The 17,687-nt window shown below is 71.5% G+C and carries 20 protein-coding genes and 1 pseudogene; 15 read left to right on the top strand and 6 right to left on the bottom strand.

The genetic code is table 11. The features are described 5' to 3' along the window. Window positions 1-28 precede the first annotated feature (28 nt). The 5 genes from PCA76_RS26020 to PCA76_RS26000 all read left to right on the top strand — a co-directional run bounded on the left by PCA76_RS26020 (window position 29) and on the right by PCA76_RS26000 (window position 3,386). Window positions 29-544 (top strand): hypothetical protein, encoded by a 516-nt coding sequence (locus tag PCA76_RS26020; RefSeq protein ID WP_272613058.1) that lies wholly within the window; start codon window positions 29-31, stop codon window positions 542-544. Window positions 545-710: 166 nt separating this feature from the next. Further along, window positions 711-1,025, top strand: coding sequence for a 50S ribosomal protein L21 (rplU, locus tag PCA76_RS26015; RefSeq protein ID WP_007464063.1), 315 nt, complete (start codon window positions 711-713; stop codon window positions 1,023-1,025). Window positions 1,026-1,036: 11 nt separating this feature from the next. Further along, window positions 1,037-1,291 (top strand): 50S ribosomal protein L27, encoded by a 255-nt coding sequence (rpmA, locus tag PCA76_RS26010; protein WP_074313740.1) that lies wholly within the window; start codon window positions 1,037-1,039, stop codon window positions 1,289-1,291. A gap of 93 nt (window positions 1,292-1,384) precedes the next feature. Continuing rightward, on the top strand, window positions 1,385-2,866 hold the full coding sequence (obgE, locus tag PCA76_RS26005) for a GTPase ObgE (protein ID WP_272613056.1): 1,482 nt from the start codon (window positions 1,385-1,387) through the stop codon (window positions 2,864-2,866). 70 nt (window positions 2,867-2,936) lie between these two features. Then, window positions 2,937-3,386, top strand: coding sequence for a GNAT family N-acetyltransferase (locus PCA76_RS26000; protein ID WP_272613055.1), 450 nt, complete (start codon window positions 2,937-2,939; stop codon window positions 3,384-3,386). Window positions 3,387-3,468: 82 nt separating this feature from the next. Here the strand turns inward: PCA76_RS26000 and PCA76_RS25995 are convergent, their stop codons facing one another. Beyond that, entirely contained in the window at window positions 3,469-3,960 is a 492-nt protein-coding gene (locus PCA76_RS25995; RefSeq protein ID WP_272613054.1) for a DUF4383 domain-containing protein, read from the bottom strand. Between the two features lie 230 nt (window positions 3,961-4,190). On the opposite strand from PCA76_RS25995, the gene PCA76_RS25990 reads away from it, so the two are divergent. Genes PCA76_RS25990 through PCA76_RS25980 form a run of 3 tightly spaced genes read left to right on the top strand, consistent with a single transcriptional unit; the run spans window position 4,191 to window position 6,155 of the window. Beyond that, window positions 4,191-5,009 carry a hypothetical protein gene (locus PCA76_RS25990; protein ID WP_272613053.1) on the top strand — a complete coding sequence of 273 codons (819 nt, stop codon included), beginning with the start codon at window positions 4,191-4,193 and terminating at the stop codon, window positions 5,007-5,009. A 31-nt stretch (window positions 5,010-5,040) separates the two neighbouring features. Then, window positions 5,041-5,508: a phage holin family protein gene (locus tag PCA76_RS25985; RefSeq protein ID WP_272613052.1), complete on the top strand. Its 468-nt coding sequence runs from the start codon at window positions 5,041-5,043 to the stop codon at window positions 5,506-5,508. Then, window positions 5,505-6,155, top strand: coding sequence for a DUF3618 domain-containing protein (locus PCA76_RS25980; protein WP_272613051.1), 651 nt, complete (start codon window positions 5,505-5,507; stop codon window positions 6,153-6,155). The genes PCA76_RS25985 and PCA76_RS25980 overlap by 4 nt, the downstream gene beginning before the upstream one ends. Before the next feature lie 82 nt (window positions 6,156-6,237). Here PCA76_RS25980 and PCA76_RS25975 read toward each other — a convergent pair whose 3' ends face one another. Together PCA76_RS25975 and PCA76_RS25970 are read right to left on the bottom strand one after the other, a co-directional pair. After that, complete coding sequence (locus tag PCA76_RS25975; protein WP_272613050.1) at window positions 6,238-7,290, bottom strand: glycosyltransferase; 1,053 nt, start codon at window positions 7,288-7,290, stop codon at window positions 6,238-6,240. A gap of 24 nt (window positions 7,291-7,314) precedes the next feature. After that, complete coding sequence (locus PCA76_RS25970; RefSeq protein ID WP_272613049.1) at window positions 7,315-8,562, bottom strand: cytochrome P450; 1,248 nt, start codon at window positions 8,560-8,562, stop codon at window positions 7,315-7,317. A 148-nt stretch (window positions 8,563-8,710) separates the two neighbouring features. Here PCA76_RS25970 and PCA76_RS25965 point away from each other — a divergent pair, with 148 nt between their 5' ends. Then, window positions 8,711-9,112: a hypothetical protein gene (locus PCA76_RS25965; protein WP_272613048.1), complete on the top strand. Its 402-nt coding sequence runs from the start codon at window positions 8,711-8,713 to the stop codon at window positions 9,110-9,112. A 108-nt stretch (window positions 9,113-9,220) separates the two neighbouring features. Here the strand turns inward: PCA76_RS25965 and PCA76_RS25960 are convergent, their stop codons facing one another. After that, window positions 9,221-9,439, bottom strand: a complete 219-nt coding sequence (locus PCA76_RS25960; protein WP_030491749.1) for a DUF397 domain-containing protein — start codon at window positions 9,437-9,439, stop codon at window positions 9,221-9,223. A 69-nt stretch (window positions 9,440-9,508) separates the two neighbouring features. Here PCA76_RS25960 and pepN point away from each other — a divergent pair, with 69 nt between their 5' ends. After that, on the top strand, window positions 9,509-12,022 hold the full coding sequence (gene pepN / locus PCA76_RS25955) for an aminopeptidase N (protein ID WP_272613047.1): 2,514 nt from the start codon (window positions 9,509-9,511) through the stop codon (window positions 12,020-12,022). A gap of 405 nt (window positions 12,023-12,427) precedes the next feature. Here pepN and PCA76_RS25950 read toward each other — a convergent pair. Together PCA76_RS25950 and PCA76_RS25945 are read right to left on the bottom strand one after the other, a co-directional pair. Further along, a pseudogene (locus PCA76_RS25950) lies at window positions 12,428-13,330 on the bottom strand (FAD-dependent monooxygenase); the annotation flags it as partial. Window positions 13,331-13,488: 158 nt separating this feature from the next. Further along, window positions 13,489-14,148, bottom strand: coding sequence for a PadR family transcriptional regulator (locus PCA76_RS25945; protein WP_272613046.1), 660 nt, complete (start codon window positions 14,146-14,148; stop codon window positions 13,489-13,491). A gap of 121 nt (window positions 14,149-14,269) precedes the next feature. On the opposite strand from PCA76_RS25945, the gene nadD reads away from it, so the two are divergent. From nadD to PCA76_RS25920, 5 genes are all read left to right on the top strand, one after another. Further along, window positions 14,270-14,866 carry a nicotinate-nucleotide adenylyltransferase gene (gene nadD, locus PCA76_RS25940; protein WP_124817466.1) on the top strand — a complete coding sequence of 199 codons (597 nt, stop codon included), beginning with the start codon at window positions 14,270-14,272 and terminating at the stop codon, window positions 14,864-14,866. A 110-nt stretch (window positions 14,867-14,976) separates the two neighbouring features. Further along, window positions 14,977-15,384: a ribosome silencing factor gene (gene rsfS / locus PCA76_RS25935; RefSeq protein ID WP_130403715.1), complete on the top strand. Its 408-nt coding sequence runs from the start codon at window positions 14,977-14,979 to the stop codon at window positions 15,382-15,384. Next, entirely contained in the window at window positions 15,381-16,040 is a 660-nt protein-coding gene (locus PCA76_RS25930; RefSeq protein WP_272613045.1) for a histidine phosphatase family protein, read from the top strand. Before rsfS ends, PCA76_RS25930 begins: the two co-directional genes overlap by 4 nt. 48 nt (window positions 16,041-16,088) lie before the next feature. Continuing rightward, entirely contained in the window at window positions 16,089-16,943 is an 855-nt protein-coding gene (locus PCA76_RS25925) for a DegV family protein (RefSeq protein WP_272613044.1), read from the top strand. A 324-nt stretch (window positions 16,944-17,267) separates the two neighbouring features. Further along, on the top strand, window positions 17,268-17,642 hold the full coding sequence (locus PCA76_RS25920) for a VOC family protein (protein ID WP_272613043.1): 375 nt from the start codon (window positions 17,268-17,270) through the stop codon (window positions 17,640-17,642). Window positions 17,643-17,687 lie beyond the last annotated feature (45 nt).

The raw sequence follows: 17,687 nt of genomic DNA, 5'->3' as shown, positions 1-17,687 counted from the left end.
ATCGGCCGTCCCGGGTCAGGAGAAGAAGATGCGTCGTCTGCTCGCCGTCACCGCGCTGGTCACCGTGCTCGCCGGTGTGGCCGGCTGCTCCACCGACCGGCCCGAGGGTGTGGGTCCGGGTCCGACCGGCGTGACCGCAGAGGGCTCCGGCCCGGCGGCCGGTGGCATGTCCCCCGGGCCGACCGGTATGCCGGCCAGTGGTGGTGTGGCGGGCGGCAACGCCACGCAGGTCTGCGCCGACGCCCAGCAGGCCAGCGCCACTGCCGTCCGGACGTATGTGGCGGAGCTGGGCCAGATGATCGCAGCGGTGGGCGCCGGGGACAGCAGCGCGGCCGAGGCTGCCCGGGGGCGGGCCGAGGCGGCGCTGGCCGGCTGGCGGACCAAGCTGCGGGAGCAGTCGGAGCGGACCACCGATCCGCAGCTCAAGACCCTGCTCACCGACCTCGGCACCGAGGTGTCCGCGCTCGGCGCCGACGTCGAGTCGATCGACGAGACCGAGCTCGACCGGCTCCAGCAGCGCCTCGACCAGCTCTGCGCGCGCTGACCAGGGCGGGCCGGTTTGAGATCCGGGCCAGCAATGGCGTACTCTTGCCTGCGGCGCACTTTTGGTGTGCCGAGTTCCCGTGTGCCCGCGCCGCCGTGCACTGCTACCCGGCGAGCCGCTGCGGGGACGACCGCCAGCAGCCTCAACGACAGGGAGTCCGCCTCCGATGTACGCGATCGTCAAGACCGGCGGCAAGCAGTACAAGGTCGCCGAGGGCGACGTGATCGAGGTCGAGAAGCTCACCGGTGCCCCCGGTGACGCGGTGAAGCTCACCGCGGTGCTCCTCGTCGACGGTGACGACCTGGTGACCGATGCGGCAAAGCTTGCCGAGGTCGCGGTGTCCGGCGAAATTGCCGCGCACACCAAGGGCCCGAAGATCCGGATCCACAAGTTCAAGAACAAGACTGGCTACCACAAGCGCCAGGGTCACCGCCAGCCGTTGACCCAGGTCAAGGTGACCGGCATCTCCAGCGGGAAGTAGGTCGTCCTCCAATGGCTCACAAAAAGGGTGCGTCCAGCTCGCGTAACGGTCGTGATTCCGCGGCCCAGCGACTCGGCGTGAAGCGCTTCGGTGGTCAGGTTGTCAGCGCCGGTGAGATCCTCATCCGGCAGCGCGGCACCAAGTTCCACCCCGGTGACCTGGTCGGCCGTGGCGGCGACGACACGCTGTTCGCGCTGTCCGCCGGTGCGGTCCTGTTCGGCACCAAGCGCGGTCGCAAGACCGTCAGCATCGTTCCGCAGCAGTAGCTCTCGGGCTAAGCGGGCCGCGGACCTCCGGGTCCCGGCCCGCTTAGTTTTTTTCGAAGTGCGGGGTCGGACCTCGCTGGAAGGATTGACGCCGTGGCAACGTTCGTTGACCGGGTCGTTCTGCATCTGCAGTCCGGCGATGGCGGGCACGGTTGTGCCTCGATCCACCGCGAGAAGTTCAAGCCGTTCGGCGGGCCGGACGGCGGTAACGGCGGGCACGGCGGCAGCGTGTCGCTGGTCGTCGACCCGCAGGTGACCACGCTGCTCGACTTCCACTTCCACCCGCACGTCAAGGCCGACAACGGCAAGGGCGGTGCCGGGTCGAACCGGGACGGGGCCAACGGCCACAACCTGGTGCTCAAGGTGCCCAACGGCACAGTGGTGCAGACCACCGACGGCACCGTGCTGGCAGACATGGTCGGCGCGGGCACCACCTTCGAGGTGGCCCGGGGCGGGCGCGGCGGGCGGGGCAACGCCTCGCTGGCCAACGCCAAGCGCAAGGCTCCCGGCTTCGCTGAGCTGGGGGAGCCCGGCGACCAGCTGGACATCGTGCTGGAGCTGAAGAGCGTCGCCGACGTGGGCCTGGTGGGCTTCCCGTCGGCCGGTAAGTCGTCGCTGATCTCGGTGATCTCCGCCGCGAAGCCGAAGATCGCCGACTACCCGTTCACGACCCTCGTGCCCAACCTCGGTGTGGTCCGGATGGACAACCACACCTTCACCGTCGCCGACGTGCCGGGCCTGATCCCGGGCGCGGCCACTGGCAAGGGGCTGGGTCTGGAGTTTTTGCGGCACATCGAGCGCTGCTCGGTGCTGGTGCACGTCATCGACTCGGCGACCCTGGAGCCCGGCCGTGATCCGGTCGCCGACATCGACGCCATCGAGGCCGAGCTGAGTCAGTACGGCGGGCTGACCGATCGCCCACGGCTGGTGGCCGTGAACAAGGTCGACGTGCCGGACGGCCGGGACCTCGCCGAGATCGTGCGCCCCGACCTGGAGGAGCGCGGCTACCGGGTGTTCGAGGTCTCAGCGGCCACCCGGGAAGGGCTCAAGGAGCTGAAGTACGCGATGGCCGAGCTGGTCGATGCGGAGCGCAAGGCGGCGCCGCCGGCCGAGCCGACCCGGATCGTGATCCGACCGATGGCCGTGGACGACGCCGGTTTCACCATCACGGCCGACGCGGACGGCTCGTTCACCGTGCGGGGCGTACGCCCGGAGCGCTGGGTCAAGCAGACCAACTTCGACAACGACGAGGCGGTCGGCTACCTGGCCGACCGGCTGGCCCGGCTCGGGGTGGAGGACAAGCTGGCCAAGGCCGGCGCGCAGCCCGGTGACCTGGTCCGGATCGGTGCACGCGAGTTCGACTGGCAGCCGACGCTCTACGCCGGCGCGGACTTCGTACCCGGCAACCGGGGCACCGACGTCCGCCTGGAGGAGAAGTCGAACCGGGCTTCCGCGGCGGACCGGCTCGCTGCCCGGAAGGCCCGCCGGGTGCGGTCGGCGGACGAGGTGGGTGCGGACGCGTCCGACGACCCCGACGAGTTCGACGACATCGACGACGAGGACGACGCCGAGTAGTCCGTTGCGCTCCGTGATCGGGTTGATTTCCGGAAACCTCCGCGAAATCCACCCGTCCTAGCGTGGGGTGATGCTGATCGAGTCCCGGCCTGCCATCGATCCAGAGATCGCCTCCCTTCTCATCGCGCAGCAGCGTGAGCTGCGCGAGGCCGATGGCGGCTTGGACGGGCAGGTCTTCGTCCCCCATGACGACGTCCGCTACCTGGCGGTGGTGGTGAACGGTCGGGCGGTCGCCTGCGGAGGACTCCAGTCGATCGATGTCGAGACCGGCGAGGTCAAGCGGATGTACGTCCGGCCCGCGTACCGGGGGCGGGGGATCGCCCGTCAGTTGCTGGCCGCGCTGGAGGAATGTGCGTTCCGGCAGGGGCACTCGGTGGTCTGCCTGGAGACCGGCACCTACCTGCCGGCCGCCATCGCGCTGTACACGTCGTGTGGCTACGACCGGATTCCGGTCTACGGCGAGTACGTGGGCAACCCGTACAGCGTGTGTTTCGCCAAGCGGCTGCCGGTCGCGGCCTGACGGCCGCGCCGCCGCTCTGACGTCGCCGGCCCGGCGTCGCTCGCGGCGTGCGTGACGACCGCCACACCGACGAACCGCCAGGTCAGTGCCGGTCGGCGGGATTGTCCAGGCGCCCGCCGGTGCCCACCTGGTTCGACAGCAGCAGCCCCAGCGCGATCATCCCCAAGCCGAGCGCGAGGTGCAGCCAGTTGTCGGCGTCGTTGACCGGCAGGATGTTCGCCCCGCCCTCCGCGTCGACGGCCTCGATCGCCAGGCCGTACAGCCAGAGGACGAGGTAGATCGCGCCGCCGCCGGCCAGGAAGAGCCGGGCGCCGGCGACGCTGCGGGACAGCACCAGGCCGGCCAGGCCGAACAGCAGGTGCACCGCGTTGTGCAGGATCGACACCTGGAACAGCCCGAGCAGCCGGGCCTCCGAGTGATGCCCGGCGAACCGCAGCTCGCCGTAGTCGGTGGTGATGCCGGGAATGAAGCCGAGGACACCGATCAGCAGGAAGACCCCGGCCACGACCAGCGCGGCCAACTGGACCCGGGGTCGCGGGCCCGTCGGTCGGCCACCTCGCGCGTCTCGTGCCATCGCTGCCCCCTCCGTGGATCTGCCAGCCCTCGCGAACCTCACTGTCCGCAGCGGCGACGTGACGCAGCCCGACGATCCTCCATTTTGAAGTTCATCCGGCCCCCGCGCAGAGAAATGCACGAAGAGGTATGGAAGCCAAAACGCAGGGTAGGTGAATGGTCAGCGGCTGCGGCAACGCAACCGCATCCCCCCAGCACAACCGCGACGACTTTCCGAGCGGAAGGGACATCATGTCTTACGATCTTTCACCTACGTCTTCCACGTACGGGCAGGAGTCGACCAACGGCGGTGGCGTTCGCGACCAGGCCCGTCAGGTCGGATCCGAGGCCGCACAGGCTGGCGGTGCGGTCGCCCAGACCGCCAAGGAGCAGGGCACCGAGGTCGGCCGTGAGGCGGCCCGGCAGGCCCGCAACCTGTACGGCGAGGCCCGCACCCAGCTCGCCAGCCAGACCGGTGAGCAGCAGCGCCGGGCCGCCGGTGGGCTGCGTTCGCTGGCCGACGAGATGCGCTCGATGGCCGAGCAGGGTGGCCAGGCCGGTCCGGTGAGCGAGCTGGCCCGCCAGGCCGCCGACCGGGTACACGGCGTCGCCGGCTGGCTCGAGGAGCGTGAGCCCGGCGACCTGCTCACCGAGGTACGCGACTACGCACGGCGCAACCCGGGCACCTTCCTGGTCGGCGCGGCGGTTCTCGGCGTGCTGGCCGGCCGGCTGACCCGCAGCATCTCCGCCGCTGGCGACGACTCCGGCAACGGATCCTCGACCTACCGGGGCGCTGGGGCGTACGACCCGGAGCGGACGGCCGTGATCCCGACGCCGCCGGCGCCCCGCGCGGTGCCGGACGCCGTCCCGCAGGGCGGCTACCTGGACCCGACCCCCGGCACGCACACCGGGCCGGCGTCCGGTGACTACGCCGACCCGGCACCCGGTGGCTACGCCGACCCGACCCGGGGCGACTACCCGGAGCACTCCGGCACCGGGCAGCCGCTCCCGCCGGTGAGCCAGACCGACCCGCTGCCGGGCGTGCCGTCCAGCGGCAGCACCCGCCCGTGAGCCACCGAGTCATCCGAAGGGAGGCGACGGCATGAGCATGCCGACGCAGGGGTCCGGCCTGGACTCCGGGTACCACCCCACCGCGGGTGCACCGCACACCGCGGCGGAGGTCAAGGGCAGCTCCATCGGTGAGCTGATGGGCCAGGTGACCAGTGACCTGTCGACGCTGATGCGTCAGGAGGTCGAGCTGGCCAAGGCTGAGATCCGCCAGGAGGGCAAGAAGGCCGGTAAGGCCGCTGGGCTCTTCGGCGGTGCCGGCTTCGGCGGCTACATGGTGGCGCTGTTCCTCTCGCTGGCCCTCTGGGCCGGGCTGTCCAACGTGATGGACGGCGGCTGGGCGGCGCTGATCGTGGCCGTCATCTGGGCCGCGATCGCCGCGGTCCTCTACTCCATGGGCAAGAAGAACGCCCAGCACGTACGCGGGCTCAAGCAGACCAACGAGAGCGTGCAGCGGATCCCCGACGCGCTCAAGCCGCACCCGGAGGGAGTCACCCGATGAGCACCGATCCCGAACAGATCCGCCGGGAGATCGAAGCCACCCGTAACAGCCTCAGCTCCGATGTGGACGCGTTGGCGTACAAGGTCAGCCCCAGCCGCATCGTCGACGACCGTAAGCAGCGGGCCCGTTCCGCTCTGCAGAATGTGAGGGACAAGGTCATGGGAACCGCGTCTGACCTCGGCCACGGCACCGGCCAGGCCGCCCATTCGGTGGGTGACCGCGCCTCGTCGGCGGCCTCCAGCGTCAGCGACGCCGCGCACTCGGCGGCGGCCACTGTCAGCGACGCCGCCCACAGCGCGCCGCGGGTGATCCGGCAGAAGTCCCAGGGCAACCCTCTCGCCGCCGGGCTGATCGCGTTCGGCGTCGGCTGGCTTGCCTCGTCGCTGATCCCGGCCTCCCGTCGGGAGCAGCAGGCGGCGACCCAGCTCAAGGAGCGGGTCAGCGAGCACAGCGGTGCGGTGAAGGAGAAGCTGGGCGAGGTGGCCAGCGAGCTCAAGGACGAGCTGCGCGAGCCGGTTCAGCACGCCACCGAGTCGGTGAAGTCCACCGCTCAGGACGCCGTGCACGCCGTCAAGGACGACACGAAGTCGGCGGCGCAGGACGTCAAGGGCCAGGCCCAGGAGGCCCGGCACCAGGTCAGCCCCTGACCCCACCCCATCCCACTGCAATCGCGACAGCTCGCGGCCACTCCGGTGACCGCGAGCTGTCGCGTCTTCCCCCTGAGAGTGCTCAGTGTGGTCGGGGGCGGCGGTGCAGGGTGTGGGTCGAGTGGGCGGCTCGGCGGATTCGGGTGTCGCCGTAGCGGACGCCGCCGAGCAGGAACCGCTGGGCCACCGCGAGCCAGCCGCACACACCGCGCTCCAGCAGCCAGACGGGAGCCGCCAGCACCGTTGCCGGCGGGAAGACCGCGGTGCCGCCCGCACGGCGGCGGCCCAGCTCGGCAAGCGCGACGGTGCCGGCCGCCGCGCCGAGTAACAGCGCGGGCCGCCGGGCCGCGATCGCCGCGGCCAGCGCCGGCAGGACCGCGAGCGCGGTCAGCAGGCGGGCCGGCTGGGCCAGATCGTCGTACGCCTGGCGGACACGTTGGCCGCGGAAGTGGGTGGCGTCCGGTGGTAGTCGGCGTACGTACAGCCAGGCCGGCGCGGCCTCGATGCCGTCGTACGCGCGCATGGTGCGGATCAGCTCCAGGTTCTCGAAGAGCACGTCCGGGTCGTAGCCGCCCATGGCGAGGAAGGTGTTGCGACGCACGGCGAGGGTGCCCGGGTAGTCCGCGCCGAGCGCCCGGTTGAGCAGCGTCCGGCCGGTGTCCCACCAGGCGTGCCAGGGCAGCGGGTCGAAGTAGTTCTGGGGTCGTACCAGATCGGCCCGATCCAGCAGTCGGTGCACGGCGGTCAGCGCGGCCTCGTCGTACCGGACGTCGTCGTCGGCGATCACCACGTGGTCGTGGCCCGCCGCGCGGAGCCCGGTGCGTACGCCGATCACCTTGCCGTTGAGCCCACGCTCGGCGGGGTCGGGTGGGAGGTGCCGGATCAGTCCGCGCCACGCGTCGGCATGCCGGGCGAAGAGGTCCGGTGCCGAGCCGTCGACCACGAGCACCTCGACTCTGCCTGCCAACCATCGCAGGTAGCCGGTCAGCTCGGCCAGGCCGGTGTCGCTGTGCCAGCGCAGCGGCAGCACGTACGTCATCGGTAGCTGGGCCGGCAATGTGCTGGCGCCGTCGTGTCCGCCGTCCGCCCGACGCGCCGTGCGCCGGGCGTCACCGGCAGGGCTGAAGAGGGACATCGACGCCTCCTGGCGGAACATGGGTCAGGCGGTGTGGCGGATGTTGGTGAGGGTCAGGCCGAGGGGTGGCAGCGCGGGCATCCGGTGCAGGTCCAGGGCCAGGTTCTGCGCGGGGATGTCGTAACGCATGCTGGTGGTCAGGTTGGCGACCGCCCGCTTCATCAGGTCGATGGTGATCCATTCGCCCGCGCAGCGATGCCCGGTCCAGTGGTCACCGCCGCCCTGCGGGATCAGCTCGAACGGGTCCACGCGTCGGTCGGCGAAGCGCTCCGGGCGGAACAGCTCCGGTTGTGGCCAGAGCGTCGGATGGTGGTTGGTGCCGTAGAGGTCGAGCAGCACCCGTCGGCCCTGGGGGAAGTGATGGCCCTGCCAGTCGAAGGAGCGGCGGACCCGGGCCGCCGCGATCGGGAAGAACGGGTAGTAGCGGCGTACCTCCTGCACGAAGTGCTCGGTGGCCTCGTCGTCGTCGCGGACCCGCTCCTGCCAGGCCGGGTGGTCGTGCAGGGCGAGCGCGGCGAAGGCGATGTACTGGTCCACGGCGACCACCGGGCGCAGCACGTTCAGCAGCTCCACCGCCGCGATCCGCCGGGGGAGGAGCTTGCCGTGCCCGTCGCGGTGCTCGGCGATCACGGCCAGGGCGCTGCCGGCCGGCGCCGGAGAGATGCCGACCCGGGTCCGTTCGATGAGGTCGGCGAGCCAGCGTTCGGCGCTGCGGCGGGCGAGCCGTCCCCGCCAGTGCCGGGGGCCGACCACCGCCGGAGCTTCGATCATGGCGTGCAGCTCGACGGCGCGGCGCTCGACCTGCGATGTGGGCAGCGGCACCCCGGCCCAGGCGCAGACCACCCGGGTCAGCAGGCGGCCCAGCTCGTCGTAGAGCGTCACCGGGCCGGCACGCTCCCAGGCGGGGATCCGGGTCTGCCACTCGTCGTCGAAGAGCTGGCCGAGCTGCCGGATGGCGGCCGGCGTCATGATCGACATGAACATCGCCTTGCGGTCGGAGTGTTCCGGCCCGTCCAGCCCCTGCACGCCGCCCCGACCGGTGAGGGTCCGCTGCGCCCGCAGCGGCATCGCGTTTGTCCGTTGGAAGCGTTCGTTGTCGTAGAACAACACCGCCGCCGGCCGGCCGCGCAGGCAGATGGTCGGGGCGAGCAGGACCCGGGTCTGGAAGATGTCACTGCCGTACCGCTCGCAGCGTTCGCCGATGAACCGGTAGCCGGCGCGGAGCAGCGCGAGGGTGCTGTCCGGGCTGCGGTCGGCCGGCATGGTCGCCATCGGGTCTCCTCACGCGCGGGTGCGGGCGGACACCGCCGGCCGGCTGCGTGTACCCCCGTCGCCGCCGCTGAATCCCCGCGTCGGCTGGCCCCTCCCAGGGGCGGCGGAACCTGGTTAGCTGCTGGTGGGGCAACCACGGGGAGGGCGGATGCGCGACAACAGATCACCGTTCTGGCGGCAGCGGCGAGCCGTCGGCGCGCTGGGAGGAGACCGCGACGCGCGGTCGCTGATCGGGCCGCCACGGCGGCCCACCCGGCCGCACCGGTTCTTCACCGTGCACCTGGGCTTCACCGCGCCCGACGCGGCCGACGCCCGCGAGCTGGCAGTGGGGTATGCGGAGGCGCTGAACCTGCTCCGCCCGGAGGTGGCGCTCGGCGCGGCGGCCCTGTCGCCGGCCGACGCCTGGCATCGGGCCGAGCGGCTGTTCTGCGGGGCGGTCGGCCCGGACGGCGAGCGCTGCGCCGACGTGGCCGGGCATCCCGGCTTCCACCACGCCCCGGGCCCCGGTGGCCTCGGCTGGGGCGACGGCGACGGGCCCGGTCATGGTTGACCACCAGCCCGCCGGGCGCAGCTCGGGCGGTTGCGCCGCGTTGCCGTGCCGGTGTCCCGACAACGGGCACCGGCACGGAAACGGACACCGGCGAGCCGGCGGGCACGATCAGTCCAGGTCAAACTCGCCGTCCTGCGCGCCGGCCACGAACGCGTCCCACTCGGCCTGGGTGAAGACCAGCACCGGTCCCTCCGGCTCGGCCGAGTTGCGCATCCCGATCAGATCGTCGACGAAGGCGACCTCAACGGCGCTGTCGGAGGTGTCCCCTTCGGCCCGCTGCCAGACCGCCCGAGAGAGGTCGAAGTCGCCCTTGGGGTGCTGCGCCATGGTTCTTTCCTCCAGTGCCGAGGGTCGTGTGGTGACCGGGTGCCGATCCCCATCGGGCAGGATAAGCGGATGCCGAGCCTGACCCGTGTAGAGGCGACCGCGCGTGGCGCGGCGATTACTGTCGAGTCCTATCAGGTGGACCTCGACCTGACCGGTGGCGCCGAGCTGTTCCGCTCCCGAGTCGAGATCCGGTTCCGGGCGACCGCCGGCACCGCGACCTTCGCCGAGGTCAAGCCCGCCAAACTGCTGGGTGTACGCCTCAACGACCGCGACCTCGATCCCGATCTGCTGGCCGACAACCGGCTGCCGTTGAGTGACCTGGCCGCGGAGAACACGCTGGTCGTCGAGGCGGAGATGGCGTACTCCAACGCGGGGGAGGGGATGCACCGCTTCGTCGACCCGGCCGACGGCGAGACCTACCTCTACGCGGTGAGCTTCCTCGACAATGTGCAGCGCATCTTCGCCGCGTTCGACCAGCCCGACCTCAAGGCCCCGTTCGTCCTTTCGGTCACCGCGCCTCCGGAGTGGACGGTTTCCGGCAACGCCGAGGTGACTGCCAATCCGGCTCCCGGTCGTTGGGAGTTCGCCCCGAGCGCGCCGCTGGCCACATACTTCTTCTCGTTGATCGCCGGGCCGTACCACGTCCGGCGGGCCGAGCACGACGGCGTGCCGTTGGGCATCTACTGCCGCCGGTCGCTCGCCGAGCACCTGGACGCCGACGCCGAGGAGATCTTCACCGTCACCCGGCAGTGCCTGGATCGGTTCCACCAGCTCTTCACCGAGCGCTACCCGTTCGGCAAGTACGACCAGGCGTTCGTCCCCGAGTTCAACGCCGGCGCGATGGAGAACCCGGGCATCGTCACCTTCCGCGACGACTACGTGTTCCGCTCAGCGGTCACCGACACGCAACGCGAGCAGCGCGCCACCACCATCGCCCACGAGATGGCGCACATGTGGTTCGGTGACCTGGTCACCATGCGGTGGTGGGACGACCTGTGGCTCAACGAGTCCTTCGCGGAATACCTGGGCACGAGGGTCACCGCCGAGGCGACCCGCTTCGATCAGGCGTGGACCACCTTCGCCATGCGCCGCAAGGCCTGGGGGTACGCCGCCGACCAGCGCCCCTCCACGCACCCGGTCGCCCCGGAACGGGTGGCCGACACCGACGAGGGCCTGCTCAACTTCGACGGCATCTCGTACGCCAAGGGGGCCAGCGTGCTGCGGCAGCTGGTCGCCTGGCTCGGTGACGAGGCGTTCCTCGCCGGCCTGAACGCGCACTTCGCCGCGCACCGCTTCGGCAACGCCACCCTCGCCGACCTGCTGAGCAGCCTTTCTGCCGCCAGCGGGCGGGACCTGTCCGGTTGGGCCGAGCTGTGGTTGCGCCGACCGCAGGTCAACACGTTGCGCGCCGAGGTCGCTGTCGACGCCGACGGGCGCTACACCGAGGTGGCCGTGGTGCAGACCGCGCCCGAGTCGTACCCGGTGCTGCGCCCGCACCGGATCGGCGTGGGCCGCTACTCGGTGGACGGCACCGTGCAGCGCGACGAGGTGGATATCGAAGCGACCGCCGACGGTGGCCGGACGGTGCTCGCTGAGCTGACCGGCGCGCCGGCGCCCCGGCTGCTGCTGCTCAACGACGGTGACCTCACCTTCGCCAAGGTGCGCCTCGACCCGGCGTCGGCGGAGGCCGTCCCGCTGGTGCTGCCCGGGTTGGCCGACCCCCTCACACGGGCGGTGCTCTGGGGCGAGGCGCTGGACGCGGCGACCGACGGGGAGCGGCCGGTCACCGGCCTGATCGACCTGATGGTGGCCGCGCTGCCCGCCGAGACCGAGGTGATCATCGCGGAGGACGTGCTGACGCTCAGCCGGTCGCTGGTCGACCGCTACCTCGATCCGCTCACCCGGTCCGCGGCGCTGGCCAGGGTCGCCGGGACGTGCCAGCAGTTGCTCGATGGCGCGCCGGCGGGGGAGTCGTTGCAGCTCGCCGCCGCGCGGGGCTGGATCGCCGCGACCACCGACGCGGATCTGCTGGTCGGCTGGCTCGCCGGTCGGGACGTGCCGGCCAGTCTGAAGGTCGACGCCGAGCTGCGCTGGGCGGTGCTGCGCCGCCTGGTGGTGCTGGGCGTCGCGGGCGAGGCGGAGATCGCCATCGAGGTGGCGGCCGACAACAGCTCCACGGGCGCGGAACGGGCTGCCCGCTGCCGGGCGGCCCTGCCCGACCCGGTCGCGAAGCAGGCGGCCTGGGAGATCATCGCCCGGGACACCGAGCTGTCCAACCGGCTGTTGGAGGCGACCGCCGAGGGCTTCTGGCAACCCGAACAGGCCGAGCTGACTGCCGCGTACGTCGAGCGGTACTTCGCGGACCTGCCGGCCGCCGCGCGTCGGCGTACCCCGTGGACGGCCGACCGGGTGGCGGCCCTGGCGTTCCCCCGCTACGCCGTGACGCAACCGACCCGGGAGGCGGCCGCGCTGCTGGCCCGTGACGACCTGACCCCCGGCCTGCGCCGGGTGGTCACGGACGCCGACGACGACCTGCGCCGCGCGCTGGTCGCCCGGACGGCGGTGGCCGCCGCGGCGGCGTGAGCTGGGCCGTAGCGGCGGCGAAAGGCTGGGCCGCCGCTGTGGCCTGCGGCTGGTCGGGCGCGGGGTGGCTGGCGTGCCACCCCGCGCCCGCGATTCAGCGCAGCGCGGGCTCGGTCGTGACCGGGCGTCCCAGTCGATGACGTAACGCTGCTCGTGGGCGACCGTCTTCTCCGGGTCCATCACCGTGCGCACCATCAGCGGCATCAGCAAGGGCATCAGCGTCCGGGCCACCGGCCCCGGCGCCTTGGCGTGGTTGATCCGCGCCGCGCGGGCGGCGACCTTCTCCACCCGGGTGCGGCGGAGCCGTTCGAACGCGGCGAACGCCGACGCCACGTCCGGCAGATCACGCAGGCAGCGGGCGAGCTGCACCGCGCTCTCGATGGCCAGCGACGCGCCCTGCCCGGAGCTGTTCGACGGCGCGTGCGCCGAATCGCCGACCAGCACCATCCGGCCCCGGTACCAGTGCGGCACGGGCGGCATGATCTGCAACGACCCGACCACCTGGAGTTCGTCGGCGTTGCTGGTCGCCATCAGTTCCCGGCCCGGGTCGTCGTCGCCGTAGCTGGTGCGCAGCGTGTCCAACCACTGCGCGGCCGGCACCGCGCGGGCCTCGACGAGGCTCATCGGCCGCTCCTGCGGCAGGTTGACCCCCCACCGGGTGCCGCCGCCGGGCTCCGGCCAGTACAGGTAGTAGCCGCGTCGCCCGAACGCGAACGTCATCGTGCCCGGTGCGGCGTCCACCTCGTGTCGGGCGACCGCCTCGAAGCTGAGCAGCCCGGTGAATCGGGGGCCGGGCGCGGCCGGGTCGATGAGCCCCCGGGTCGTGGACCGGATGCCGTCCGCCCCGACGAGGATGTCGGCGGTCGCGGTGCTGCCGTCGTCGAACCGGGCGGTCACGCCGCTGCTGGTCTGTTCAGCGTCGACCAGCCGTTTGCCGTACGCGAACGGGACGCCCTCGGCGACCGCCCGGTCGTGCAGCACCCGGTGCAGTTCGGCGCGGTGCACCACGCGCAGTGGTGGCACCCCGGCCAGCGTGGGCAGGTCGATGCGGCGGCGGCCGACGGCCATCACGCTGCGCTCGATCGGGGTGGCGATCGCCGTCACCGCCTCGTCCGCGCCGACCGTGCGCAGGGCTGCCACGCCGTTGGGCGCGAGGGCGAGGGTGCCGCCGATGCCGCCCACCCCGCTGGTCGTGGCGGGGTACGCCTCGTAGACGGTGGCGGTGATGCCGGCGCGGCGCAGCGCGAGTGCCGCTACCGGCCCGGCGATGCCGCCGCCGATGACGATCGCTGTTCGTACCGTGGTCATGCTCTCTCCCTGGGTGTCGTGGTCCGTGCGCGGGCGCACGGACCTGGGAGGGAGCCCGGTTATCCTCTGATTGCCGCTTCGGGCCGGGCGCCTTCCCAGGTGTCGGTTCGGGGTAAGGGCTCCGGCGGGGTGTTGGCGCACCCCGCCGGAGCCGTTCGTCAGTCGGTGGTGCCGGGGTTGCCGCTGGTCCTCTCGGCCAGTTCGGTCAGCTCGGCCGGTATCTCGCCGGTCTCGTGGAAGGCCCGCCACATGTCCAGACCCGGATAGCTGCCCGAGGTCAGCTCGTCGAGCAGCGCCCGCAGCCAGGCCGCCTCCGCGGCCCGCATGGCCAGGTCGTACTCCGACTCCACCAGGAACAGTCGCGGGACCTCCCGCAGGTGGGCGTCGAGCGTTTCGCGGTCCTGCCGGAGCGCGTCGTCGAGCAGGTCGAGCCGCTGCCGGAGCAGGTCGGTGGCCTCGTCGGGGTGCAGTGCGGCGAGCACGGACAGCCCGGCGCGGAAACGGGGATGCTCCGGCAGCGGGGTGGAGACCAGCTCGCGGGCCCAGTCGACCAGCTCGGCGCGCCCCGCGTCGGTGATCTGGTAGACGGTGCGTTCCGGGCGTCGGCCCTCGCGGACGCTCTCCACCGCGTCGATCAGGTGATTTTTGTCCATGTTGCGGATCACCGTGTAGAAGGACCCCCACTTGAACTCCATGTCCTGGTCCTTGCCCCAGGCGCGCAGTGCGGTGGCGATCTCGTAGGGGTGCATCGGCCGCTGGACCAGGGCGGACAGCACGGCCAGTGCCAGCAGATTGCCGACCTTGCGCCGCTTCGGCACGACGCCCTCCTGTCCTCGTACTCGATTACTTGTTGGCGAGTATATGGGGACGAGTAACAGATCCGCGACCCCCAGGCCGGGCCGGGACGGTCGGCCAGGACGCCCGGCCTACGATCACTGGGTGGAGGAAGACATCCGGCGGATCGGGATCATGGGTGGCACCTTCGACCCGATCCACCACGGGCACCTCGTCGCGGCCAGCGAAGTGGCCGACCGGTTCGGCCTGGACGAGGTGGTGTTCGTCCCCACCGGGCAGCCGTGGCAGAAGGCCGACGAGCCGGTCAGCCCGGCCGAGGACCGCTACCTGATGACCGTGATCGCCACGGCCTCCAATCCCCGCTTCCAGGTCAGCCGGGTCGACATCGACCGCAGTGGGCCGACCTACACGGTCGACACCCTGCGCGACCTCCAGGCTGAGTACGGCCCCAAGGTGCAGCTGTTCTTCATCACCGGCGCGGACGCCCTGCAACGCATCCTGTCGTGGAAGGATCTGGACGAGATCTTCGAGCTGGCCCACTTCGTCGGCGTGACCCGGCCCGGCTTCCCGCTGACCGACAAGCACCTTCCGGCGGACACCGTCAGCCTGATCCAGGTGCCCGCGATGTCCATCTCGTCGACCGACTGTCGGGCGAGGGTCGCCCGGGGCGAGCCAGTTTGGTATCTGGTGCCCGACGGTGTGGTGCAGTACATCGCCAAGCGGAGCCTCTATCAACGCTGATCACGCCCGGTTTGGGACGATTTGTGCGTTCGACCGACCAGAACTGCACGGTCGGGGTGTCGCCGGGTATGAGACGCTTGGAGGATCGCACGCTTGATCGAAGGAGAACGGTGACAGTTTCCGAACGCGCTCACGAGCTGGCTATCGCGGCCGCCCAGGCCGCCGCCGACAAGAAGGCGCAGGACATCGCGATCATCGACGTCGGCGACCAGCTCGCCATCACCGACGCGTTCGTGCTCGCCGCTGCCCCCAACGAGCGTCAGGTGCTGGCCATCGTCGACGCCATCGAGGAGAGCCTGCTGGAGCTCCCGGAGAAGGCGAAGCCGGTCCGGCGCGAGGGCGAGCGTGGTGGCCGCTGGGTGCTGCTCGACTACGTCGACATCGTGGTGCACGTCCAGCACACGGAGGAGCGCGAGTTCTACGGGCTCGACCGCCTCTGGAAGGACTGCCCCACCATCCCGTTCGTCGACCGCGACCTCGTCGAGGCCGACGCCAGCGGGTCCGCCGCCGCCGAATGACCCGCCTGATCGTCTGGCGGCACGGCAACACCGACTGGAACGCCGCCAACCGCGTCCAGGGGCAGACCGACGTACCCCTCAATGAGCTGGGTCGCGACCAGGCTCGCGCTGCCGCGCCGCTGCTCGCGGCGCTGCGGCCCGACGCCATCGTGGCCAGCGACCTGAGCCGCGCCGCGGAGACCGCCGCCGCGCTCGCCGCGCTGACGGGGCTTCCGGTACGCACCGACGCCCGGCTGCGCGAGCGGCACTTCGGCCAGTGGCAGGGTCTGCACCTCACCGAGGTCGCCGAGCGCTTCCCCGAGGAGTACGCCCGCTGGCGGGCCGGCGACCCCGATCCGGGCGCGGATCTGGAGCCCCTGCACGACCTCGGCGAGCGGGTCGGCGCCGCACTGCGGGACGCGGCCGCCGCGGCGCCGGGCGGCACCGTGGTGATCGCCACCCACGGCGGCGGTTCCCGCCAGGGCATCGGTCACCTGCTCGGCTGGGACACCGGCGTGCTGCGCACCATCGGTTCGCTGGCCAACTGCCACTGGAGCGAGCTACGGCACGACGACCGCGCGCCGGCTGTCGGACGTCCGCAGGACGTTCGTGGCTGGCAGTTGCGGGCGCACAACGTCGGCCTGGTCACCGCCCCAGTGGTCGTCGACGCGATCTGAGCGCTTCCGCCTCGGCGTTGGGGGCCTCGATCGGCTAGCGTGCCGGGCATGCCCGTCGCGGTTGTCATCGACTCCACCGCCTACCTCCCGCCCGAGCTGGTGCAGGCGCACCGGCTGACCGTCGTTCCGTTGACCGTCGTGCTCAACGGAGCGGAAGGGCTGGAGGGGGTGGAGACCCAGCCGGCCGACGCCACCCTGGCGCTGAGCGCCCGCCGGGTCACCGCTACCACCTCCCGCCCGGCACCCGAACAGTTCGCCCGGACGTACCGCCAACTGCTCGACGCCGGCGCCGACGGGATCGTCTCGGTGCACATCTCCGCCGCCCTGTCCGGCACGGTCGAGGCCGCCCGCCTGGCCGCCGCCGACCTGAACGGCCGGGTGGAGGTCGTGGACAGCCGCTCGGCCGGCATGGGGCTGGGCTTCCCGGCCATCGCCGCCGCCACCGCCGCCGAGGCCGGCACCGACCTTGCCGGTGTACGCGACGCGGCGCTCGCCGCCGTCGCCCGCACCACCGTCTGGTTCTACGTCGACACGCTGGAGTTCCTCCGCCGGGGCGGCCGGATCAACGCGGCCGAGGCGCTGTTCGGCACCGCACTGTCCGTCAAGCCGATCATGCATATGCCGGACGGGGCGATCGTGCTGCGCGAAAAGGTCCGCACCGCCAGCCGGGGAGTGTCCCGGCTGGTCGACCTGGCCGTCGAGGCTGCCGGGGACGACGACGTGGATCTCGGGGTGCACCACCTGGCCGCGCCGCAGCGGGCCGAGGCGCTGCTCGCCGCACTCACCCAGCGGCTCGGTGACCGGCTGCACGACACGTACGTCTCCGAGGCGGGCGCGGTCGTCGCCGCGCACGCCGGCCCGGGCCTGGCCTGCGTGGTCGTCCACCGCCGACTCAAGAGCTGAACAGTGCCCACGTCGTGTGTGGTGACCGGGGCGGTCGCGGTGTCGGCCGAGCCGTGGTCGAACGGTCGGATGCTCTTGGACTTCAGCACTCCTGAGTTATCCGATCCTGCCCGCGCCGCTGTGTTAGCCTCCGTGCGCGCCCCAGATGGGCCTACCCCCGGAGGTTCTGGCTACTTCAGCCACTACGCCGAGATTGACGCGATGCACGCGTCTCTCGCGCGGGATCCGGGGCGTCGGTGCCCTCGGGGTTTTGTCATCGGTGTGGCTGGGTGAACGCTGTGGGCTTCCGGTCGGGTCTTCGGATCGACCGGGAAGACGGTACGTATGACAGTCACGTTCAACCACACCATCATCGCCACCAAGGACAAGCACGCCTCGGCCGCGTTCTTCCGGGAGTTGTTCGAGCTGCCGGAGGCGCCGTCGTGGGGGCCGTTCGTCAACCTCCTGCTGGACGAGGGCGTACTCCTCCAGTTCGCCGAGCCGCCGGTGGACATCCAGATGCAGCACTACGCGTTCCTTGTTGACGACGAGCTGTTCCCGCGGTGCCTGGCGTTTGTCGAAGCGCGAGGCATCACGTACTGGGCCGACCCGCAGCTGAAGCGGGAGGGGGAGACCAACACCGAGCACGGTGGGCGGGGCTTCTACTTCATGGACCCGTCGGGACACGCGATCGAGATCATCACACGGCCGTACCTGTAGGAGTCGGCGTCGACGGCGGTTGAACCGCTCGTCGAGGACGGGTGT

It is taken from the genome of Micromonospora sp. LH3U1 (genome assembly GCF_028475105.1).
Classification (GTDB): domain Bacteria; phylum Actinomycetota; class Actinomycetes; order Mycobacteriales; family Micromonosporaceae; genus Micromonospora.
The sequence above is the reverse complement of the archived record's forward strand: the minus strand, read 5'-3'. Positions and strand labels throughout refer to the sequence as shown.